This window comes from Roseofilum sp. (assembly GCF_982964205.1).
The window spans coordinates 40,453-58,930 of the sequence record NZ_CEZBFX010000019.1 but is presented as its reverse complement, the minus strand read 5'-3'; the positions used below and the strand labels follow the sequence as shown (position 1 = coordinate 58,930).

At 46.3% G+C, this 18,478-nt stretch carries 6 protein-coding genes and 1 pseudogene; 4 read left to right on the top strand and 3 right to left on the bottom strand.

Annotated elements, in window-relative coordinates:
- Nucleotides 1-275, bottom strand: a pseudogene (locus AC3A14_RS07725) (energy transducer TonB); the annotation flags it as partial.
- 944 nt (nucleotides 276-1,219) lie between these two features.
- On the opposite strand from AC3A14_RS07725, the gene AC3A14_RS07720 reads away from it, so the two are divergent.
- The 4 genes from AC3A14_RS07720 (at nucleotide 1,220) to AC3A14_RS07705 (ending at nucleotide 6,011) form a co-directional block, all read left to right on the top strand.
- Entirely contained in the window at nucleotides 1,220-2,989 is a 1,770-nt protein-coding gene (locus tag AC3A14_RS07720) for an ABC transporter ATP-binding protein (RefSeq protein ID WP_318731789.1), read from the top strand.
- Nucleotides 2,990-3,022: 33 nt separating this feature from the next.
- Nucleotides 3,023-4,759, top strand: a complete 1,737-nt coding sequence (locus tag AC3A14_RS07715) for an ABC transporter ATP-binding protein (RefSeq protein WP_318719917.1) — start codon at nucleotides 3,023-3,025, stop codon at nucleotides 4,757-4,759.
- Nucleotides 4,760-4,966: 207 nt separating this feature from the next.
- Nucleotides 4,967-5,626, top strand: coding sequence for a MotA/TolQ/ExbB proton channel family protein (locus tag AC3A14_RS07710; RefSeq protein ID WP_318698758.1), 660 nt, complete (start codon nucleotides 4,967-4,969; stop codon nucleotides 5,624-5,626).
- The gene (locus AC3A14_RS07705; protein WP_318698759.1) at nucleotides 5,610-6,011 is read left to right on the top strand and encodes an ExbD/TolR family protein; all 402 of its coding nucleotides are present in this window, start codon (nucleotides 5,610-5,612) and stop codon (nucleotides 6,009-6,011) included. Before AC3A14_RS07710 ends, AC3A14_RS07705 begins: the two co-directional genes overlap by 17 nt.
- A gap of 709 nt (nucleotides 6,012-6,720) precedes the next feature.
- On the opposite strand, the gene AC3A14_RS07700 is transcribed toward AC3A14_RS07705, so the two are convergent.
- On the bottom strand, nucleotides 6,721-11,928 hold the full coding sequence (locus tag AC3A14_RS07700; RefSeq protein ID WP_318731788.1) for a non-ribosomal peptide synthetase: 5,208 nt from the start codon (nucleotides 11,926-11,928) through the stop codon (nucleotides 6,721-6,723).
- 64 nt (nucleotides 11,929-11,992) lie between these two features.
- Complete coding sequence (locus AC3A14_RS07695; protein ID WP_487778952.1) at nucleotides 11,993-18,445, bottom strand: SDR family NAD(P)-dependent oxidoreductase; 6,453 nt, start codon at nucleotides 18,443-18,445, stop codon at nucleotides 11,993-11,995.
- Between the last annotated feature and the right edge of the window lie 33 nt (nucleotides 18,446-18,478).

Sequence of the window (18,478 nt, the reverse complement as noted above, 5' to 3'; positions counted from 1 at the left end):
TGGGGAGGTTCCGGTTGGGGAGGTTCCGGTTGGGGAGGCTCTGGTTGGGGAGGTTCCGGTTGGGGAGGTTCCGGTTGGGGAGGCTCTGGGGCATCGACCATGATAATTTCGATGGGGTCTTCAGCTAGTGCCGGGAAGGGTTCCCAAAACCAACGTATCCCCAACAGTGCCAAGCAATGGATAACGGATGAGGTGACCAAACTATAAAGCAGAAAGCTTTTAAGAAATTTGCCTTCTTTTTCTCGTTGTTCGATACAAAATGCTGATAAGCTCATGTTCTCAAATCCCTATGCTATGTTTTTAGAGCGCGATCGCTCCTGAAACCTCAAACTTGTCTGCTTTACTCGCTACTGACTTTAAGGAACCTTAATAAAATTTACTTTCCAGAATCTTACCGTAAAACGGCTCAAAAAATTGAGTTCGATCTCAATAAACCAAATTCTTAAGACTCTCTTTATTAAGCGATTACACTTTTGAATAAGGAGGAGCAAAGCGAGTCAGCTTAAAGTGCAAATAATCAACAAGGCAAGAGTATCTTAATCACCGCCCCTAAACCTGAATCTTTCATCCGTTTGAGGCAAAAAATAATCCGTTTGTGAATATCTTGAAAAAGAGAGCATTTACTGATATGCTATATCAGCATTGTGGGACTTAACCCTTAGAACCTCTTGACAACTATTCGTTGATATGACCGAATTTTCCAAGCATCATCCAACAACTCTAGTATTACTCGGGAGCTTGTATATCTTGAGAGATATTGCTCTCACCTTTATTGACAAGGCTTTACCTGCCTTTGTTAACCAACAGGGAAGGTCTCTCGAAGCGATTGGATTGCTACAAGCATTGCCAGGGCAATCTCCGCAGGTTTGCTCGTGAATCAGTGGAGACTGCGGCGATCTCTATTATGGTTCTGTGGCTTGTGGCTGTTCAAGATCACAACTTATCTTTATCCCAGCCTTATGAACAGTAAAATAACCCCTTCTTTATGGTGTAAGTATCAGCTCTCAACTGACCAATGGCATGGATATGATAGCATTGTTCACATTTATGATGGATCGGCATAGATCAACAGTACTCGAAACAAATTTTACCCTACAAACTTTTCTTGTCTACTTTGGTGGTTGGGCAGTCACAGCATAGGGTTACAAGAGTGCTTTTGTCTTGGTAATCTCCCTCGGTTTCGCTAGCATTGAATCAACTTAAATAATTAGGTTTAATTATGACAGAATCATCTCCTACTCTTTTACCATTATTAGTACCCTACAGAATTAAGTTCATCATTTCTTGCGGGCTTTCAATTTTAGCCCGAGGTTTACAGCTAGTTCCTTTTATTCTGATTTATTTAGGCATTACCGCTTTTTTAAATCCTCCCGTCCAACCCGAGAATATTTGGCCATTGGTTGGTATTGCTGGTATTGCTATTCTTCTGCGTTGGGGACTGCTCGCAGTATCGGGAGGAATTGCTCATAAAATTGCATATAATATTCTCTACGATATCCGCGTAAAACTCGCCGAAAAATTAGGTTATTTACCCTTAAGTTATCTCAATCGTAAATCAACTGGAATGCTTCAAAAAATTGTTAATGAAGATGTAGAATATCTCGAACAGATGTTAGCTCATGGTATTCCCGAAGGAATTGGGTTAATAACAACTTTGTCTTTCACAGTGCTGGCTCTTTTTATTATTGATTGGCGTATGGCTCTAGCAGCTTTAGGAGGAATTCCCGTAAGTATTGGCTCTCAGTACTTACTCTTTAAAGACTTAAAGCCTATCCTTAAAGAGTATTATGAAACCCAAGATTGTATGAATGCAACAATCATCGAATATGTGCGTGGAATGCCTGCTATTAAAGCTTTTGCACAAACTATTAAGTCTTTCGATCGTTACGAAAAATCCGTGCGTAACTATCAAGAATTTGAAGAAGATTGGTCTAAGCGCGCGCTTCTGCCTTGGACATTATTCAGCGTTAGCGTATCGCTCAATTTGATTATTATTCTTCCTGTGGGTTTACATCTCTTTCAAAAAGAAAGTTTATCCTTAGAAACATTTATTCTGTTTTTGTTACTCGGGGTTGGTGTTAGTACTCCGTTAATGCGCTTACTCGAATCGGTAGAGGTCTACACACAAACCCAAAAAGGATTGGAGAGAATTTTTACTATTTTAAACGAACCAGAATTACCAGAAAGTGAAAATTTAGATTTGCCACAAGATTTAAAATTTGAATTTCGTAATGTTTCTTTTGCCTATGAAGAAAAAGAAGTTCTACAAAACATAAACTTACACATTCCCCCCGGTCGAGTTACAGCTTTAGTCGGGGCTTCTGGCTCTGGAAAAACAACAATTGCGAGATTATTAGGTCGCTTTTGGGAAGTATCAGAAGGGGGAATTTACTTGGGAGATGTGAACATTAACCGTTTAAGATATAATGATCTTCTCTCGCAAATGACATTTGTTTTCCAAGAGGTTTCTCTATTTAACGATACTATTTACAATAATATTACTATGGGAAAACCAAACGGCAGTCGTGAAGAGGTTTTTTTAGCATCAAAAGCAGCTCAATGTCACAGTTTTATTGCCGCTCTGCCTCAAGGTTACAATACTATAATTGGTGAGCAAGGTGCTAAATTAAGTGGCGGACAAAAGCAGCGCATCTCTATTGCTAGAGCAATTTTAAAAGATGCGCCTATTGTCATTCTCGATGAAGCAACAGCTTTTCTAGATCCAGAAAGTGAAGCACAAGTGCAAGCAGCAATTAGCCAACTGATTGCGGATAAAACGTTATTAGTCATTGCCCATCGCCTGTTTACGATTGTCGATGCTGACCAAATTATCGTGATGGATAGAGGTAAAACTTGCGGTTGTGGGTCTCATTCCGAACTCTTAGAAACTTGCGAAATTTATCGCCATCTCTGGGAGGCTCATTTACAGGCGAAAGGATGGACTTTACAAGAAAGGCAAGCATCCATTTTAAATGCTGTCTCTCCGTAAATATTGAAGCGTTGATTTGGGAGAAATTAGAAAATGTTGAATAATTTATTTAAGATAGCAGGAAGCTATCGATTTCAACTGATTCGCGGAACTTTTCTACATATTATTTCCTCAGTTTTAGCAGCAACCCCCTACGGTTTTCTCTATCTAATTTTGAGAGAGTTATTATCAGAATCTATTGACTCACAGAAACTGACAATCTTGACGATCGCGATTGCTCTGTGCCTGCTCTTGCAAGGAATCTTTCTCTATAGTGCGAATTATCTCACTTATTTAACCAGCCATCGCGCCATTGCCGACTTGCGCTTGCAACTGGGCGATCGCATTCGCCAACTTCCCATGGGATTTTTCAATGAAAGGCAAATTGGCGATCTCAATGGCTTGGTGAGCGACGATATGCGGAAGATCGAACCCATTCCTTCTTGGGTTTATCCGAAAGTTGTCACGGCGATTGCTTTCCCAGCCACCATCGCCGCTTTCCTCGCTTTCATTGACTGGCGTTTAACCCTAGCAATGCTGGCAGGAGTGCCGATCTCAGTTATCATCTATGTCAGCTATCAACGCTCCATGCGGGCGATCGCCAAAGAGCAAAAAGCAGCAATTATTGAAGCCAATTCCCGCACAATTGAATACATTCAAGGATTGGCGACTATTAAAGCCTGCAATCAAACGGGAACTCGCTTTGCCAAATTACAAAATGCCTTGCAAGAATACAAACAAGTGAACTTAAAAATGGTTTCTGCTTTAACACTGCCCATTGTCGCATTTGCTGGCATGTTAGAATTGGGTTTTGCAGCCGTTTGGGCTGTGGGAACTTATTTATTGTTGCAGGGAGAGATCGCGATCGCAGTTTTTCTCCTCTTTCTCGTCCTCGGATTGCAGTTTTACACCCCCATCTTTGGGCTGATGGAGTTTGCCGCCATGACTCGCATAATGGATGCTGCTCTGGATCGTGTTGCGGAAGTGTTAAATTTATCACCTTTACCCGAACCCCAACAGTCGCCAAAGTTAGAGCGTTTCGATATCGAGTTTAAAAATGTCTCTTTTAGCTATGAGGGAACGCCAATCTTACAAAATATGAGCTTTACCGTTCCCGAACACAGCATGACTGCTCTTATTGGTGCTTCTGGTTCTGGCAAAACAACCATTACCAACTTAATTGCTCGATTCTGGGATGTGGATGGGGGGGAAATTTGCATCGGCGGTCATAATATTAAGAACCTTCACATTGATGAATTGCTCTCGCACATCAGTATTGTTTTTCAGGATGTCTATCTGTTTAACGACACCATCGCCAGTAACATCCGCTTAGGCAAACCGGAAGCAACCATGGCAGAAGTGATCGCAGCAGCAAAATCTGCCTGCTGTCACGACTTTATTCAACAATTACCCGACGGTTACCACACCCAGATTGGAGAAGGTGGAACCACCCTATCCGGAGGAGAAAAACAGCGCATCGCGATCGCCAGAGCCATTCTAAAAGATGCCCCCATTGTCTTGCTCGATGAAGCAACCGCCTCTATCGATCCAGAGAATGAGCTGCTTGTACAAAAAGCAATCAATGCCCTCACTACCTCAAAAACCCTGATTGTCATAGCCCACCATCTTTCTAGCGTCGCTGCTGCTGAACAAATTCTCGTCCTCGATCGCGGTCAAATTGTCGAACAAGGAGATCGGAAAAAACTCCTTGCCCTCAATGGAGTCTATAAGCGTTTCTGGGATGTCCAACAGCAGGCTAAGGGATGGAAATTAACCGCAACTCAGTCTTGAGAAACTTCATTCTCTTGTTCCTTCGGACGGATTCACAAAAAATTGATAATATTTCTCTAATACTAATTCTCCGATCGGCGTGAATCCGGATTATGTGTTAAAAAATAAATAGTTTTTTAACATAGTTATTGACATTAATTTGCATTTTATGCCGTAAAATATGGCAATGGTTTTTACTGTAGTCTCAAGCACCTAAGTTCAGTTACAATGTCTATTGAAAATTTTTTCCTAGCGGGTGGTATCGTCGCTTGGCCCCTGCTCGGATTTTCGATTATTTCCGTCGCCCTGATTGTCGAACGCTTGTATTTTTGGTTAAAAATCAATCGCCGCCAGCGTCGAGTCATTCGCGATATCCTCAGAACATACCAAAGCGAACCCCAAACCGCGATCGCACGACTGCGGCAAAACTCTGAACTTCCCCTTTGTCGAATTTTTCTCGAAGCCTTAGAACTAGACCGACCGACTCCAGACGAATTTCGGCTGGCTCTCGAAAGTGCCTCTCAAGCAGAGTTACCAAACCTGAAGCGGTTTAATACCGTCTTCGAGACCATCATTAGTGTCTCTCCCTTGTTAGGCTTATTAGGAACGATTTTGGGCTTAATTACAGCCTTTAGCTCCCTGCAAATTGGGGATGTTGGAGGATCGCGCACCTCAGCCGTTACAGGAGGCATAAGCGAGGCTTTAATTTCAACAGTGATGGGATTAGTTGTCGCAATTTTCACGTTACTTTTTGCCAATACATTTCGCGGTCTCTATTTGCGCCAACTGGCATTAATTCAAGAGTATGGCGGTCAGTTGGAATTGCTGTATCGTCGCCATTACGAGCAAGATAAACCAGGAGAAGAAGCGTATGCAACTGCCCAATGAGCCAGAAGAGCGTTTGGAGATTAATATCGTGCCGATGATCGATGTAATCTTCTCCATTTTGGCGTTTTTCATTATTTCAACGCTATTTTTGACCCGTTCGGAAGGATTGGATGTTTCCTTACCCAAAGCCTCTACCGCTCAGGCTCAGAAGAGTCCTGAAATTACGGTAACTATTGACAAAGAGGGTGCCCTTGCAATTAATCGCCAATCTATTGAACTGCAAGGGTTGCAGAATGCGATCCGACAGAAAATCGAGCTGGAAACCGAACCCCTAGTCATTGTCAACGCCGATCGCAGCGTCGATCATGGTCGAGTGGTGGAGGTCATGGATTTGTTGCGTCAACTTGAAGGAGTGAAACTCGCGATCGCTGCTGAAAGACAATAGTATGGTTGTCTGATAACTTCTGATTTCCTTACACCACGCAGGATGTTCGCGAGTTCGATCTATTCATCTACATCGACTGACTCGGGATAATAACCGGTCAGTTCACGGTTTTTTTCGTGAATTTCGCTTTTTCTTTGCAAAATTTAAGTAGGGTTTACTGAAAAAGTTGAAAATGATGCGCTCGCCAATTTTTCTGGGAAGTTCCCGCCAAAATGCAAAATTTGGGCACTGCTAAATACCATAACTTTGCACTTAATCAAATCAAAAAAGCGCTAAAATTTCTATCTGTCTGTTAGTCTATTATTGGGCTTCAACAATACAGCACTTTTCGATGTTATGAGGTACAGTAATCGAAATTTTCCTTGAGAGTGCCTTCCCATGAAAAGCCGGAAGAATGGGCATTATAGCGTGAAAAATGGTTTTCCTATTACCTATTACCTATTACCTATTACCGCGCGAAGCGCTGTATGGGTTTAGTCACTAATAGCTAATACTATTTCAAGCATTTTTGGACTTTTTAGGTTTTAGTTTTAAGCCATAGTTATTGACAGTCCTATAAAGAGGAGCAAAACCTGAAGCAGCTCTAGTATTAGCTCCTAAAATCAGATAAATAGAGCTACTCATAATTCCGACTGATACTAGAGATTGTAGTAGTTTTGAATTCACAATTTTCTCTCTGGGGTAAAGTTTATCATTTTAATATACAATGTCATGAAAATTCTGACAATATATTGCAAATATTTCGAGACAAAACTTTAACATAAGTAGAGTGCATGATTGAGAAATGATTGCCCGGAATTTCTTGCACTTTCAAGTCTCCTAAAATGTATTGATTCCAACCAAATTCAGATGAATCTGGCATTGTTTCGGGTTGCTCTTGCGCCTTAAATAGCGTTACATTACCTGCATATTTTTGCAATTTGTAAAGCAGCATAGCGTTAGTATTAGTTTCGCTCAAATTCGCAATATTTTTTTGTTGTTCGAGAGAAATATTTTGGAGATTGAGATCCGCATTCGGATATGCTCGACTTAGTAACTCGAGTTGTCGATCTCGATCGTCGGCCATAATATCAATTAAGCCGAGAAAATCAACTTTAAGGTTATTTTTTTGCAGTTGTCGTGCCATCTCAAAAGCAACAATTCCTCCCATCGACCAACCGCATAAATAATATGGATCTTCCGGTTGAATGGTTTGGATAGCTTGGATGTACGCAGATGCCATTTCTTCAATCGTTGAAAGCGGAGATGATTCACCATTAAATCCTCGCGATTGTAAGGCATATAAGGGACGTTCTGGGTCAAAATATCGAGCCATCTCAATAAAAGAACTCCCGCTTCCTGTTGAAGAATGAATACAAAACAGGGGATTTTTAGAACCGCTTGGTTTAATTGCAATAGGAGGATTAAAATCGATATTTTGAGTGTCTGATGAGGACTGGTCTAAGAAAGAGGCAAGTTCAGCAATAGTAGGAGATTGAAAAATATATTGAGGTTTAAGTTCTAGATTGCATTCATTCCCGCGAGTAACGACTTGAATATTCAGTAAAGAATCGCCGCCAATTTCAAAAAAGTTATCGTGAATCCCAATTGTTTCAACTTGTAAAATTTCCGACCATACTCGAGCTAGTATTTTTTCGGTTTCAGTTTGCGGTTCCATATATTCACGAGTGGATCGATCGCTTTCTAAATCAGGTTTGGGTAGTTTTTTGCGATCGAGTTTTCCATTACTTGTGAGTGGAATAGCATCCAAGCAAGTATAGGACGAAGGAACCATATAAGCTGGCAGCTTTTGACTTAAATAATCTCGCAAGGCATGAGGATTAAAGGCTGTTGCTGATGTCGAGTTGCGAGCCAGAAAAACATCAAAGCCAATGCGCTCGCGAATGGAATGGGGAGGATTAAAAAAGAGACTTTCGCTAAACCCTTGTTGTACGAGTAACGTTTGCCATTGCTCTTTGGATAAGACAGGATGTGCCGATCGCAATTCCAAATCCTCGAAGCGTTCAAATCCTTGTTGTAGACCCATGTTTAGATCGAACCAAGGATGAAATTGAGTCTTTTCAATAGCTAAAAGCAAACCGTTGGGAGCAAGAAGCGATCGCGTCCAATCTAATGTTTCTTTGAGGTTGCGGGTATTGTGTAAAACGGTTGCTGCAATTACGAGATCGAACTCGTGCAAATGATAACCCTGTTGTTGGGGTGATTTTTCAATATCGAGAATATCGTAACGAACAAAAGGATATTCTTCAAACTTTTCCCTTGCTTTTTGTAAAAAGAAATGGGAAATATCGGTAAAATAATAGGTCGCGCGATCGCCAGTGAGTAAGGGCAACAAATGTGCCGCAGTTGTTCCATATCCCGCTCCAATTTCCAGGATGCGAATCGGTCGATCGCGATCGAAGGATTTAACAAAAGATTTAACTATTCCTACCGCTATCGCATTACAATCAGCGAATATTTCTCCGTAAATGTTCAGGGTTGTATCAGACGTATACAATTCTGCTGAATGAATCTTTTCAATCAGAATATCGGCTAAGACCTCATCGGGTTCTGTAGGGACGATATCGAGCCAAGTTCCAGAACTCGGTCGATCTCCAATGGTTGGCGAATAGCGCGATTTTGCTTGTTTCCATAGAGAAGCAATATTGGTAAAGCGATCGCCTTCTTGTTGCAATAATCCAGCTTTTGCTAATTCTTGTAGAGCGCGAGCTAGCCATTTCCGATAGCGAGGAATAATCCCAGATTGAGATAGGATATCTTCAATCGCGTAAGTTTCTCCCTGAGATTGATAAATTCCGAGTCGGTCGAAAGCCAAACAAACTGAGAGAAGATAGCGATGATTCTGTTCTTCCCAGAGCTGTTCAAAAGTTGCCCGGTCTAAATTCCAATCTCGTGCTTCCGATTGCTCTGTACCTGCTGCTACTAGAGTTTCCCAGAGTTCTATATTCTCCTCTATCTGACTGGAAGTTTCCTCATTTTTGGGAACGATGTAACTGGCGAGATGCTTACTTTCTTGCGAGTCTCCAACTGCTAGAATAACAGCTTCTTTAACCGCAGGATGCTGAAGCAATGCCGACTCAATTTCCCCTAATTCGATACGATAGCCATTGACTTTCACCTGAAAATCTTCTCGTCCGAGAAACTCGATATTACCATCGAGTAAATAGCGTCCTAAATCTCCCGTTTTATACAGTCGTTCTCCCGTTTTTGGATGTTGGATAAAGCTGCTTGCGGTTTTATCCTCATTGCGCCAATATTCCCGCGCTAAACCGATACCGCCGATGTATAATTGTCCCGGTATCCAAACCGGACGAGGCTCGAGAAGTTCATCGAGAACGTAAAAGCGTTGATTGGCTAAAGGGCGACCGTAAGGAATGCTTTTCCAAGCTGGATCGACAGTTTCGATCGCATAAAAAATCGACCAGATCGAGGCTTCGGTTGCGCCTCCCAAACTAATAACTTGCCCTCCTGTTGCCATTTGAATGCGACGGGGTAAAGTGAGGGGAATCCAATCGCCACTTAAAAGAATCGATCGCAAGGATGAGAGATCGAAATCGGTACGGGATGCTGTATAGTCGAGAAGCATCTGCATTAGGGCGGGTACTGAGTTCCAGAGGGTGATGCGGTGTTTGTGGATGAGTTCCGCCCAATTTGAAGGATCTTTACTGGCACCAGGGGCGATCGCCACAAGGGTTCCTCCCGCAGCCAATGTTCCGAAAATGTCGTAAACTGAAAGATCGAAACTAAGAGAAGAAACCGCTAGCACTCGGTCTTCCGCCGTTACCTCAAAGCGTTGATTGATATCGAGAATTGTATTGACTGCTCCGCGATGCTCGATCGCCACTCCCTTCGGTTTGCCCGTCGAACCTGAGGTATAGATGATATAAGCGAGGTCTGTTTCTGTTTGTTGAGGCTCTAACATGGGGCAAGATGGCTTTGGAACGATCGCATCTACCCAAAAGCGCTCCGGATTTTCCGGCCAATCGAGACAATCTTCAAACTTCGACTGAGTCAGTATTCCACAAATCCCTGCCTCAGCCATAATATGCGATCGCCGCTCTTCCGGTAATTCCGGATCGATGGGAACGTAAGCCGCCCCTGCGGTGAGAATGGCTAAAGTTGCGACAACTTGTTCCCATCCCCTTTCCATCACCACTGCAAGCAGTTTGTTGGGTTTTGCCCCCCTCTCGTGTAGTTGACGGGCGAGAGTGAGGACCAAATCGCGCAATTCGCCATAAGTTAACATGCGATCGCCCGCAATTACCGCCGTTTGCTCTGGTTGTGCCATTGCCTGCTGGAAAAACAGGGTATGCAGCAGCTCATCATTTCCCGGCAACTCAGTGTCGGTATTATTAAATGCTGCCAGATATTCCCGTTGCTCCGAAGGCAGCAGCGATTGCTCCGCCCCTATCCAGACTTCCTCTTCATCAGCCAAACGTTGCAGAAAATTGCCGTAAGCAGCAAACATGTCATCGAGCAACCCTGGGGGAAATAATCCCTCTACCGAATCCCAACAAATAACTAAACTGCCGGCATCCTCGGAAATTTGACTGTCCAGGTAAACTTGGGGAGTTTGGCTGATCATATAGATGAATTTGCCCAAACCTTGGAGTAAATCCGTTCTTTCTCGATCCTCTTGCCCCAACCCGAGCATACTGGTAAATACAATAGGCATCAGTGCCGCCGATCTGCGTTGGGAGCGCCGGGCTAATTCCCTCAAAACCTGCACCCCGCTATAGGTTTGGCGATCGAGATCCTGCCAGAGTTGCTTTTGCAAGCGCTGCGATCGCGTTATAAATGCCTCCTCTCCCGTACAATTAGCCTCGAGGAGAGTAATCGAAGTAAAATCGCCGACAAGCTGCCCGATTTCCCGATGTAAGGGCGGACGGTTCACCAAAGTCAGATTGAGGGTAAAGTGCGGGTTTTTGCTCCAGGTTGCCACCACCTCAGCAAAAGCCGCCAACAATACCCCTGATGGAGTTAATTGCGCTTGACTGGCTCGGCGCTTGAGTCGTTGCCAATCTTCAGAAGGCAATTGTCGGCGACGGCGGGTAAATTGAGGATTAACTAAGGCAGCCGGATTACTTTGGAGGGGAATTTCCGGCGGAGGAGGAAGGGTTTCCAGGCGAGTTTGCCAGTAATCGCGATCGCGCTGATAGCGGTTGCTCTTTCTTGCTTCTTGTTCGGCTAAAACACAATCGCGAAACGAGAGGGTTAGAGGAGGTAAAGCGAGAGTAGGTTGCCGGAGAAAATAGGCTAATTCTGCCATCAAAATTTGCACGCTCCAAGCATCTCCGAGAATCAGATCGAAACTGAAGCAAAAGCGCACCGTTTGAGAATCGAGACGCGCGGCTTGCAACTCGAAAAGCGGCCAGCGATCGCTCTGAAACACTTGATGGGAGAGGTCTGTGCGAATTTCTTCTAGTCTGGCACTTTGAGTGGCTGCGGTTTCTCCTTGCAAATCGACGACGAGAATTCGATAAGGAGGAGTATGCTCTAAAATGCGCTGTTGTCCGTTTTCTGCAATGATCGCCCGCAACATATCATGGCGATCGATCAGGCACTGCCATGCCCATTCTAGCTCTTCTACCGCAATCCCTTGGGTTTCGATTTCCCAGTAGATATGAGCCGAAATGCCCCCTAATTCTAGTCCCTCTTGACGACCCAACCAATAGGCTTGCTGAATGTCGGTTAGGGGAAACGGTTGATGGCGCAATTCCGGTTGCGGAATAATGGTCTCGATCGCCATTTGCTGGCGCAAAAAGTCGAGAATTTCACTCTTGCGTTCCTTCAGTCGCGCTTGTAACGAAGGAGTGAGCTTCTCTTTCGGCGCATTGCACCGCAAGATATCGCCCTCAATATAGAGGTTAATATCTTGCTGTTTGAGATCGTCGAGGAGGGTTTGAACAGATTGCATGGCAGTTATCGGTATCGGTTATTGGTAGGGATATGGCCGGCAACATCCCGAGATGAAATCGGGGTTATAATTCGATTTCGACGCGATCGGCTCCCAAAGCTCCGGTTTGCTTCTGGAGGCGCTCGATGGCTGCAGCTAGCTCGGCGATAGTTGGGGTTTCAAACAAGCTACTCCCCGGCAAATCCACATTAAAAGCTGTGCGAATTTTTGCCATCACTTGCACGGCAATTAAGGAATCTCCCCCGAGTTCAAAGAAGTTATCGCGAACGCCAATAGGAGTCATTCGCAACATCTCTTGCCAGATGTCTGCGAGAATTTCTTCGCGAGGATTGCTCGGGTTTTGATAGGAATTGCTCAATTGAGGACGGGGATAGGAAGAAGTTACCAGGGTTTCTTTGCCGTCTGCAGGTTGAGCCAAAACCTGTAATTGTTGCTGTCCGCGAGCGGTAAAATCAATCGTTGATACCAAGATTTGCGGTAGAGAACACCCCAAGACGCGATCGAAGACTTCTATGCCTTCCGAAGGCAATAACCAGTGCTTTAACTCGGAAATTTCTGCCTTTTTCATGGGGGAAACGGCGGGCTTTTGTGGAGAAGAAGCGGCTGGCATTACCCATTCGCTTAGAGATTCGCACCCTTGCCAAGAGACGACAACTTTCCCGATATGGCGGGCGTTGGCGACAAAGTCGAACGCTTCTTTCACGTTCGTGCTCGAAAATACTCGATACTCGAGTGGAGCAAATGTGCCTTCCTCAACTCGTGCCATCACATCCTGCCACAATTGTCCGAAATGGGGATGGGCGCGATCGAGATTGATGGCAAAGAAGGAGAGATTTTTGGCAAAGGGACGCAAACCGATCGCCGCATTGTTGAGAATATCGCGCTGACCTAATTCCAGGAAGCGTCCGTATGGGGCTAAAACTCCCAAACTTTCCGTGAGAAATTCACCTCCCAAGGAGTTGAGAACTACATCGACTCCACGGCCGTTGGTAGAATTCATTACCTCTTCGGCAAAATTCAGCGATCGCGAATCCATCACCCATTGAATCCCTTGGGATTTCAAGAATTCCCGCTTGTGCGGACTTCCCGCCGTCGCCCAAATTTCTGCTCCTACTCCTCGGGCGATTTGGACGGCAGCTTGTCCGACTCCTCCGGCTGCGGAATGGATGAGGACTTTATCCCCTGCTTTAAGTTGTCCCAGTTCGATCAGGGCATAATAGGCAGTAATAAAAGCGACGGGGAGAGTTGCGGCTTCTTCCCAACTCAGGCGATCGGGTTTGGGAGCGACAAAGTCAGCGGGGACGGTGGTGAAGCGGTTATAACAAGATGCGCCAAAACCCATCACCGCATCTCCAACTTTCCATGCGGTGACCCCTTCTCCGACTGAGGCAATGGTTCCCGCGCATTCGAGACCGAAGCGCAAGGATTCATCTCCCAGTCCCGGAATTAATCCCAAAGCTAATAAGACTTCTTTAAAGTTCACTCCCGTTGCTTTCACTTCAATTTCCACTTCTCCCGGTTGGGGAGTGGGACGAGAGGTAGGAATAAAGCCCAGGGTGCTTAAATCTCCCGGAACGGCGATCGCCAGTTCGGCATTTTCAACGGTGGGGGTAGCCGGTTTTTGCGATCGCTTCAGGGTATAATCTTCAATCTCTGCCAGAACATTACCCTCTGCATCCATCACCGCAATGTCAAAGTGCAGGATATCTTCAGTAGATGGATTATCTCGGGCTTCGCCAATATAGCTGTATAGGCGAGCTGGGAATTTGCCATACAAAGAGAGGCGCTTGTAGAAGAAGGGTAGATAAGCTCCCTCCCGCTGGCGAACCAGAGCACCCGTTGCATTATCCAAAAGGGCGGGATGCAAGCCGTAAAACTCCAAGTCGCCGACGAATTCTTCAGGGAGTTCTAAAGCTGCTAAACCGCTCTGATTTCCCCAGAAAACTTCTTGCCAATTCTGCCACCGCGCTCCATAAGTTGCCATTCCGCTATGATTGGAGACATCGATATCCGCTCCAGAAAATTGCCGATCGCCACATTGCGATCGCAGAGCGGCCAAATCTCGAGTTTGGGCTGCTTTGCGATCGAGAATCTCAACTTCACCGCGAGCGCATTCTTGTCCCGTTCCTAAATCTCGCACCGTAAATTCCCAACTTCCATTCTGAGGAGAAAGGACGGTTTCAGCGGTAACAGTTTGTCCTTTTGGTGCAACTAAAGGCGTGAGGAAATAGAGATTGCGGAACTCGAGAACTGAAGAGTTCAAACAATGCTCGCAAGCCGCTCGCACCAGTTCCAAATACCCCGTTCCCGGTAGCGTTGCCCGATTGCCGATGCGGTGTTCGTCCAATACCCAATCTTTGTCAGAATTTAAATTCGATTCAAAAATGTGGCGTTCCCCTTCAAGTCGGTAGCGATGGAGCAGGGGATGAGACGGCGACGCTTCGGGGGCGCTATCATCTGAAGGACGGGTGAGATATTTCGTACCTTCGACTCCCATACCGCTTCCTTGCCAGCCTTCCCAGTCGATCGAAAGGGCAAAAGTACCATCCTTCGCCATTTTGTAGTGAGCGAAAACATCGAGGAAGTTATTCGCTCCACAATAGGCAACCTGTCCGAAGAGGGGGTGAAAGGCGGTTCCCGAAGAGCAAAAGATGAAGAAATCTAAGGGAATATCCGACAACACATCCTCGAGCAGAAGAGTACCTTTGACTTTGGGGGCAAGAACCCGCATCTGACGATCGCGATCGCCCCGTTCGATGGCTTCATCCTCCAGAACTCCCGCACAGTGAACAACTCCGTTAATCGTGCCGAACTGCTCGATGGCAAGGTTGCGAACCCGTTGCAAGGAGTCGCGATCGCAGACATCGGCATCGGCAATGCAAACGGTTCCACCCAATGCCTCAATCTCTTCGATCTGTTGAATTTGCTTGCCAAGGCGATCGTCATTGCGCCATCGTTGCCATCCTTCCCGAGGCGGTAAGCCCGTGCGTCCGCTGAGAATCAGTGTTGCTTTAGTTTCTCTAGCCAGATGGGTGGCTAAAGTCAAGCCAATGGCTCCAAGTCCGCCTACCAACCAGTACACGCCTTCTTCTTTCAAGCGAGGGATGGTATTGCGCTTGGGTAAAGGCAAAGGTTCCACCTCTTGCACCCACCGATTGCGATTGCGGTAAGCCACAATCGTATCGCCGTTAGGGTTTTGCAATTCAGCGGCGAGGCGATCGTAGAGTTGTTCGCTCTGCCAGTTGTCCTCAGTAGGAAGGGTAATATCGATGCTGCGACAGCGCAGGTCTGGAAATTCGAGGGGAATGGTTCGGATCGGACCGAGAACCGTTGCTTTCACGGGAGACAGGGATTCTTCTCCTGTTGTTGGTTGCATCTCGCTCGATAAGACTGTCACGAGCATTGCTTGAGTTCGCGCTTGTTTGCCGAGGGCACGGGCGAGGTGCAAGACGCTGTAAAATCCCCGGTCTAAAAGAGCATCCGTATCGCTTGCTTTGGGGGGGGTAATGCTCCAGCAATGGGCGATCGCATCGGGGTGCAGGCGGCGATCGCGCAGTTCGGACAATAAGGTTTCATAATGCTCCTGCTGGCAGGGGTCAAGGGTATAAGTATTATCTTCGATTTGACCGAATTCTTTCCCAACTTTAGCAAGAATGGCGCGATCGCCGTTTTCTGTCAATTTTTGCGCCAGTTTTGCCCCCACGCCGCATTCATCCGCAAACAGCAACCAGCATCGCGTTTGGGTTGCTGTTTCCACCGGCGGTTGCGAACGCTTCCAAACGGGGGTATAGAACCAATGAGTCGGATCGGGATTTTTGGTCGAGCTCGGGGCGGATTTTACGCTGGTTTCTGCAACCTTGGCAGTAGGTTCTTGCGCTTCAATCCAATAGCGTTGGCGTTCAAAGGGATAAGTGGGTAGAGCGATGCGTTGCGGAAGTTCCTCGCCGTAGAAGTTCGACCAATCGACGGCTACACCTCGCAACCATAACTGACCGAGGGTATCGAGTAAAACAGCGCGATCGGATTGGGCGTTTTTCGGATGGCGGGTGGAAGCGAAAATTCCATGATTTCCCTCTCGGGGAAGGTGGCGTTTGGCTAGTTGCGTCAGCACGATGCCGGGACCGACTTCGAGTAAAATTTGTCCGGGGCGCTCTAATAACATCTCGATTCCCGTGGAGAAGCGCACGGTGGAGCGCAGATGATTCGCCCAATATTGAGGGTCGGTTGCATCCTCCGCTGCCAGCCAAGTTCCGGTTACATTAGAAAGTAAAGGAATTTGCGGTGCCGAGAGCGTAACGGTTTTAACTGCTTCGATAAATGGCGCGAGCATCGGCTCCATCATGGGAGAGTGGAAAGCGTGGGAGGTGTGGAGACGACGCACTTTAATCTCTTTGGCTTGTAATGTTTGCTCCAAAAGAGCGATGGCTGTTTTCGTCCCGGAAATGGCACAGGCATCGGGAGCATTATGGACGGCAAGGACGAGATCGGAATTTAAGAAGGGTTGCAATTCGGCAGGAGAGAGAGGCACTGCCAGCATGGCTCCTTCTGGCATCTCTTGCATTAATTGCCCGCGCATGGCAACCAATCTCAAAGCATCTTCCAGGGTAAAGACTTCTGCCAAGGTTGCCGCCACCCATTCACCGATACTGTGACCGATAAGGGCATTGGGTCGAATGCCCCAAGATAACCACAATTGCGCTAGCGAATATTCGATCGCAAACAGAGCCGGTTGAGCCATCGCCGTTTGTTGCAGTCGCTCTGCTGCGGTTTCTCGGGATTCTGTCTCCGGATAAAGGAGCGATCGCAAATCCAACCCGAGGTGAGGTTGGAGCAATTCGCAACAGCGGTCGAGATGGGTTTGAAAAACGGGTTCGCTCTCGTAAAGTTCTTTGGCCATATCGGGATATTGCGACCCCTGACCGGAGAACATAAAGGCCACAGAACAGTCTTTCCCTTGGCGAACCCCGGTTCTCACCGGCGCTGCATCGGGAGCTGCTAAAGCTTGTATGGCTTCATCTCGCGTTTGCAGAGCGATCGCCCGGCGATAGTTAAACTCGGCGCGACCGACTTGTAGGGAATAAGCAACATCAGCCAGCTCTGTCTCGGGATGACGTTCTAAATAGTTGCCGAGATTAGTGGTTGCAGCATCCAAAGCAGAAGCAGTTTTGGCCGAAAGCAACAGCAGGTGATGGGTGCGAGCCGATTTAACCGATTCTCGCTCTGGTGCTTGTTCCAGAACTAAGTGAGCATTCGTGCCACCAAACCCAAAAGAACTCACTCCTGCCCGGCGCGGCGTACCATTGCTCTGCCATTGCAGCAGGCGATCGTTGACATAAAAGGGGCTGCTGGCGAAGTCAATTTCTGGGTTGGGAGTTTCAAAATTCAAGCTTGGCGGTAACATCTTGCGGTCTATCGCCAGCACGGTTTTCAGTAACCCTGCAATTCCCGCTGCCGTATTTAAGTGACCGATATTGGTTTTCACTGACCCAATAGCGCAAAATTGTTTTTTCGCTGTACTGCCGCGAAAAGCTTTAGTTAAAGCGGCAATTTCGATGGGGTCTCCTAGAGGCGTTCCCGTTCCGTGAGCTTCGATATAGCTAATGGTTTCGGGATTGACCTCCGCGACTTCAAGGGCCTCTGCGATCGCCTTTGCTTGACCCTCGATACTGGGGGCAGTATAACCGACTTTTGCCGCCCCATCATTATCAATGGCCGAGCCGCGAATCACCGCATAGATGCGATCGCCATCGTTGAGGGCTTCTTCGAGTCGTTTGAGAACGACTAAACCAGCTCCATTGCCGCCAACAGTGCCTCCCGCTTTGGCATCAAAGGCGCGACAATAACCATCAGAGGATAATGCACCCCCTTCTTGATAGAGATAGCCCCGTTCTTGGGGAAGGGTAATCGAAACTCCACCAGCTAGGGCTAAATCGCATTGATAATCTAAAAGATTCTGGCAGGCTAAATGAACGGCGACTAATGAGGTCGAACACGCCGTTTGTACGGTCAGGCTCGGACCGGTTAAATTCAGTTTATAGGAGATTTTTGTGGCTAAATAATCCTTATCATTAGCAACACACATCTCAAAATAATTTTCTGTATCTAAAGGCTTGCGATCGGCTAAATTAAACAGTAGATAAGTATTGAGATCTGCTCCGGCAAAAACCCCGATCGATCCATCAAAGCGATCGGGAACGACATTAGCACTTTCCAGGGCTTCGACAGCACATTCGAGGATAACGCGGTGCTGGGGGTCGGTGATTTCTGCTTCTCTGGGGGTGAAGTTGAAAAAGGACGCATCAAACCATTCGACATCATCGAGCATGTAGCTGGCCCGAACATAATCCCCATTATTCAGCAAATCGGGTTCGACGCGACCGGTCAGTTCGTCCCGAGAAAATTCCGTTCTTCCCGTTATGCCATCTTGCAAATTCTGCCAAAATTCCTCCAGGTTTTTTGCTTGCGGAAAGCGTCCGGATAAACCGACGATGGCAATTGAGTTGAGATTATCTTCCATGATTGATAAGAACCTAAATACGAGAAGTTAAAT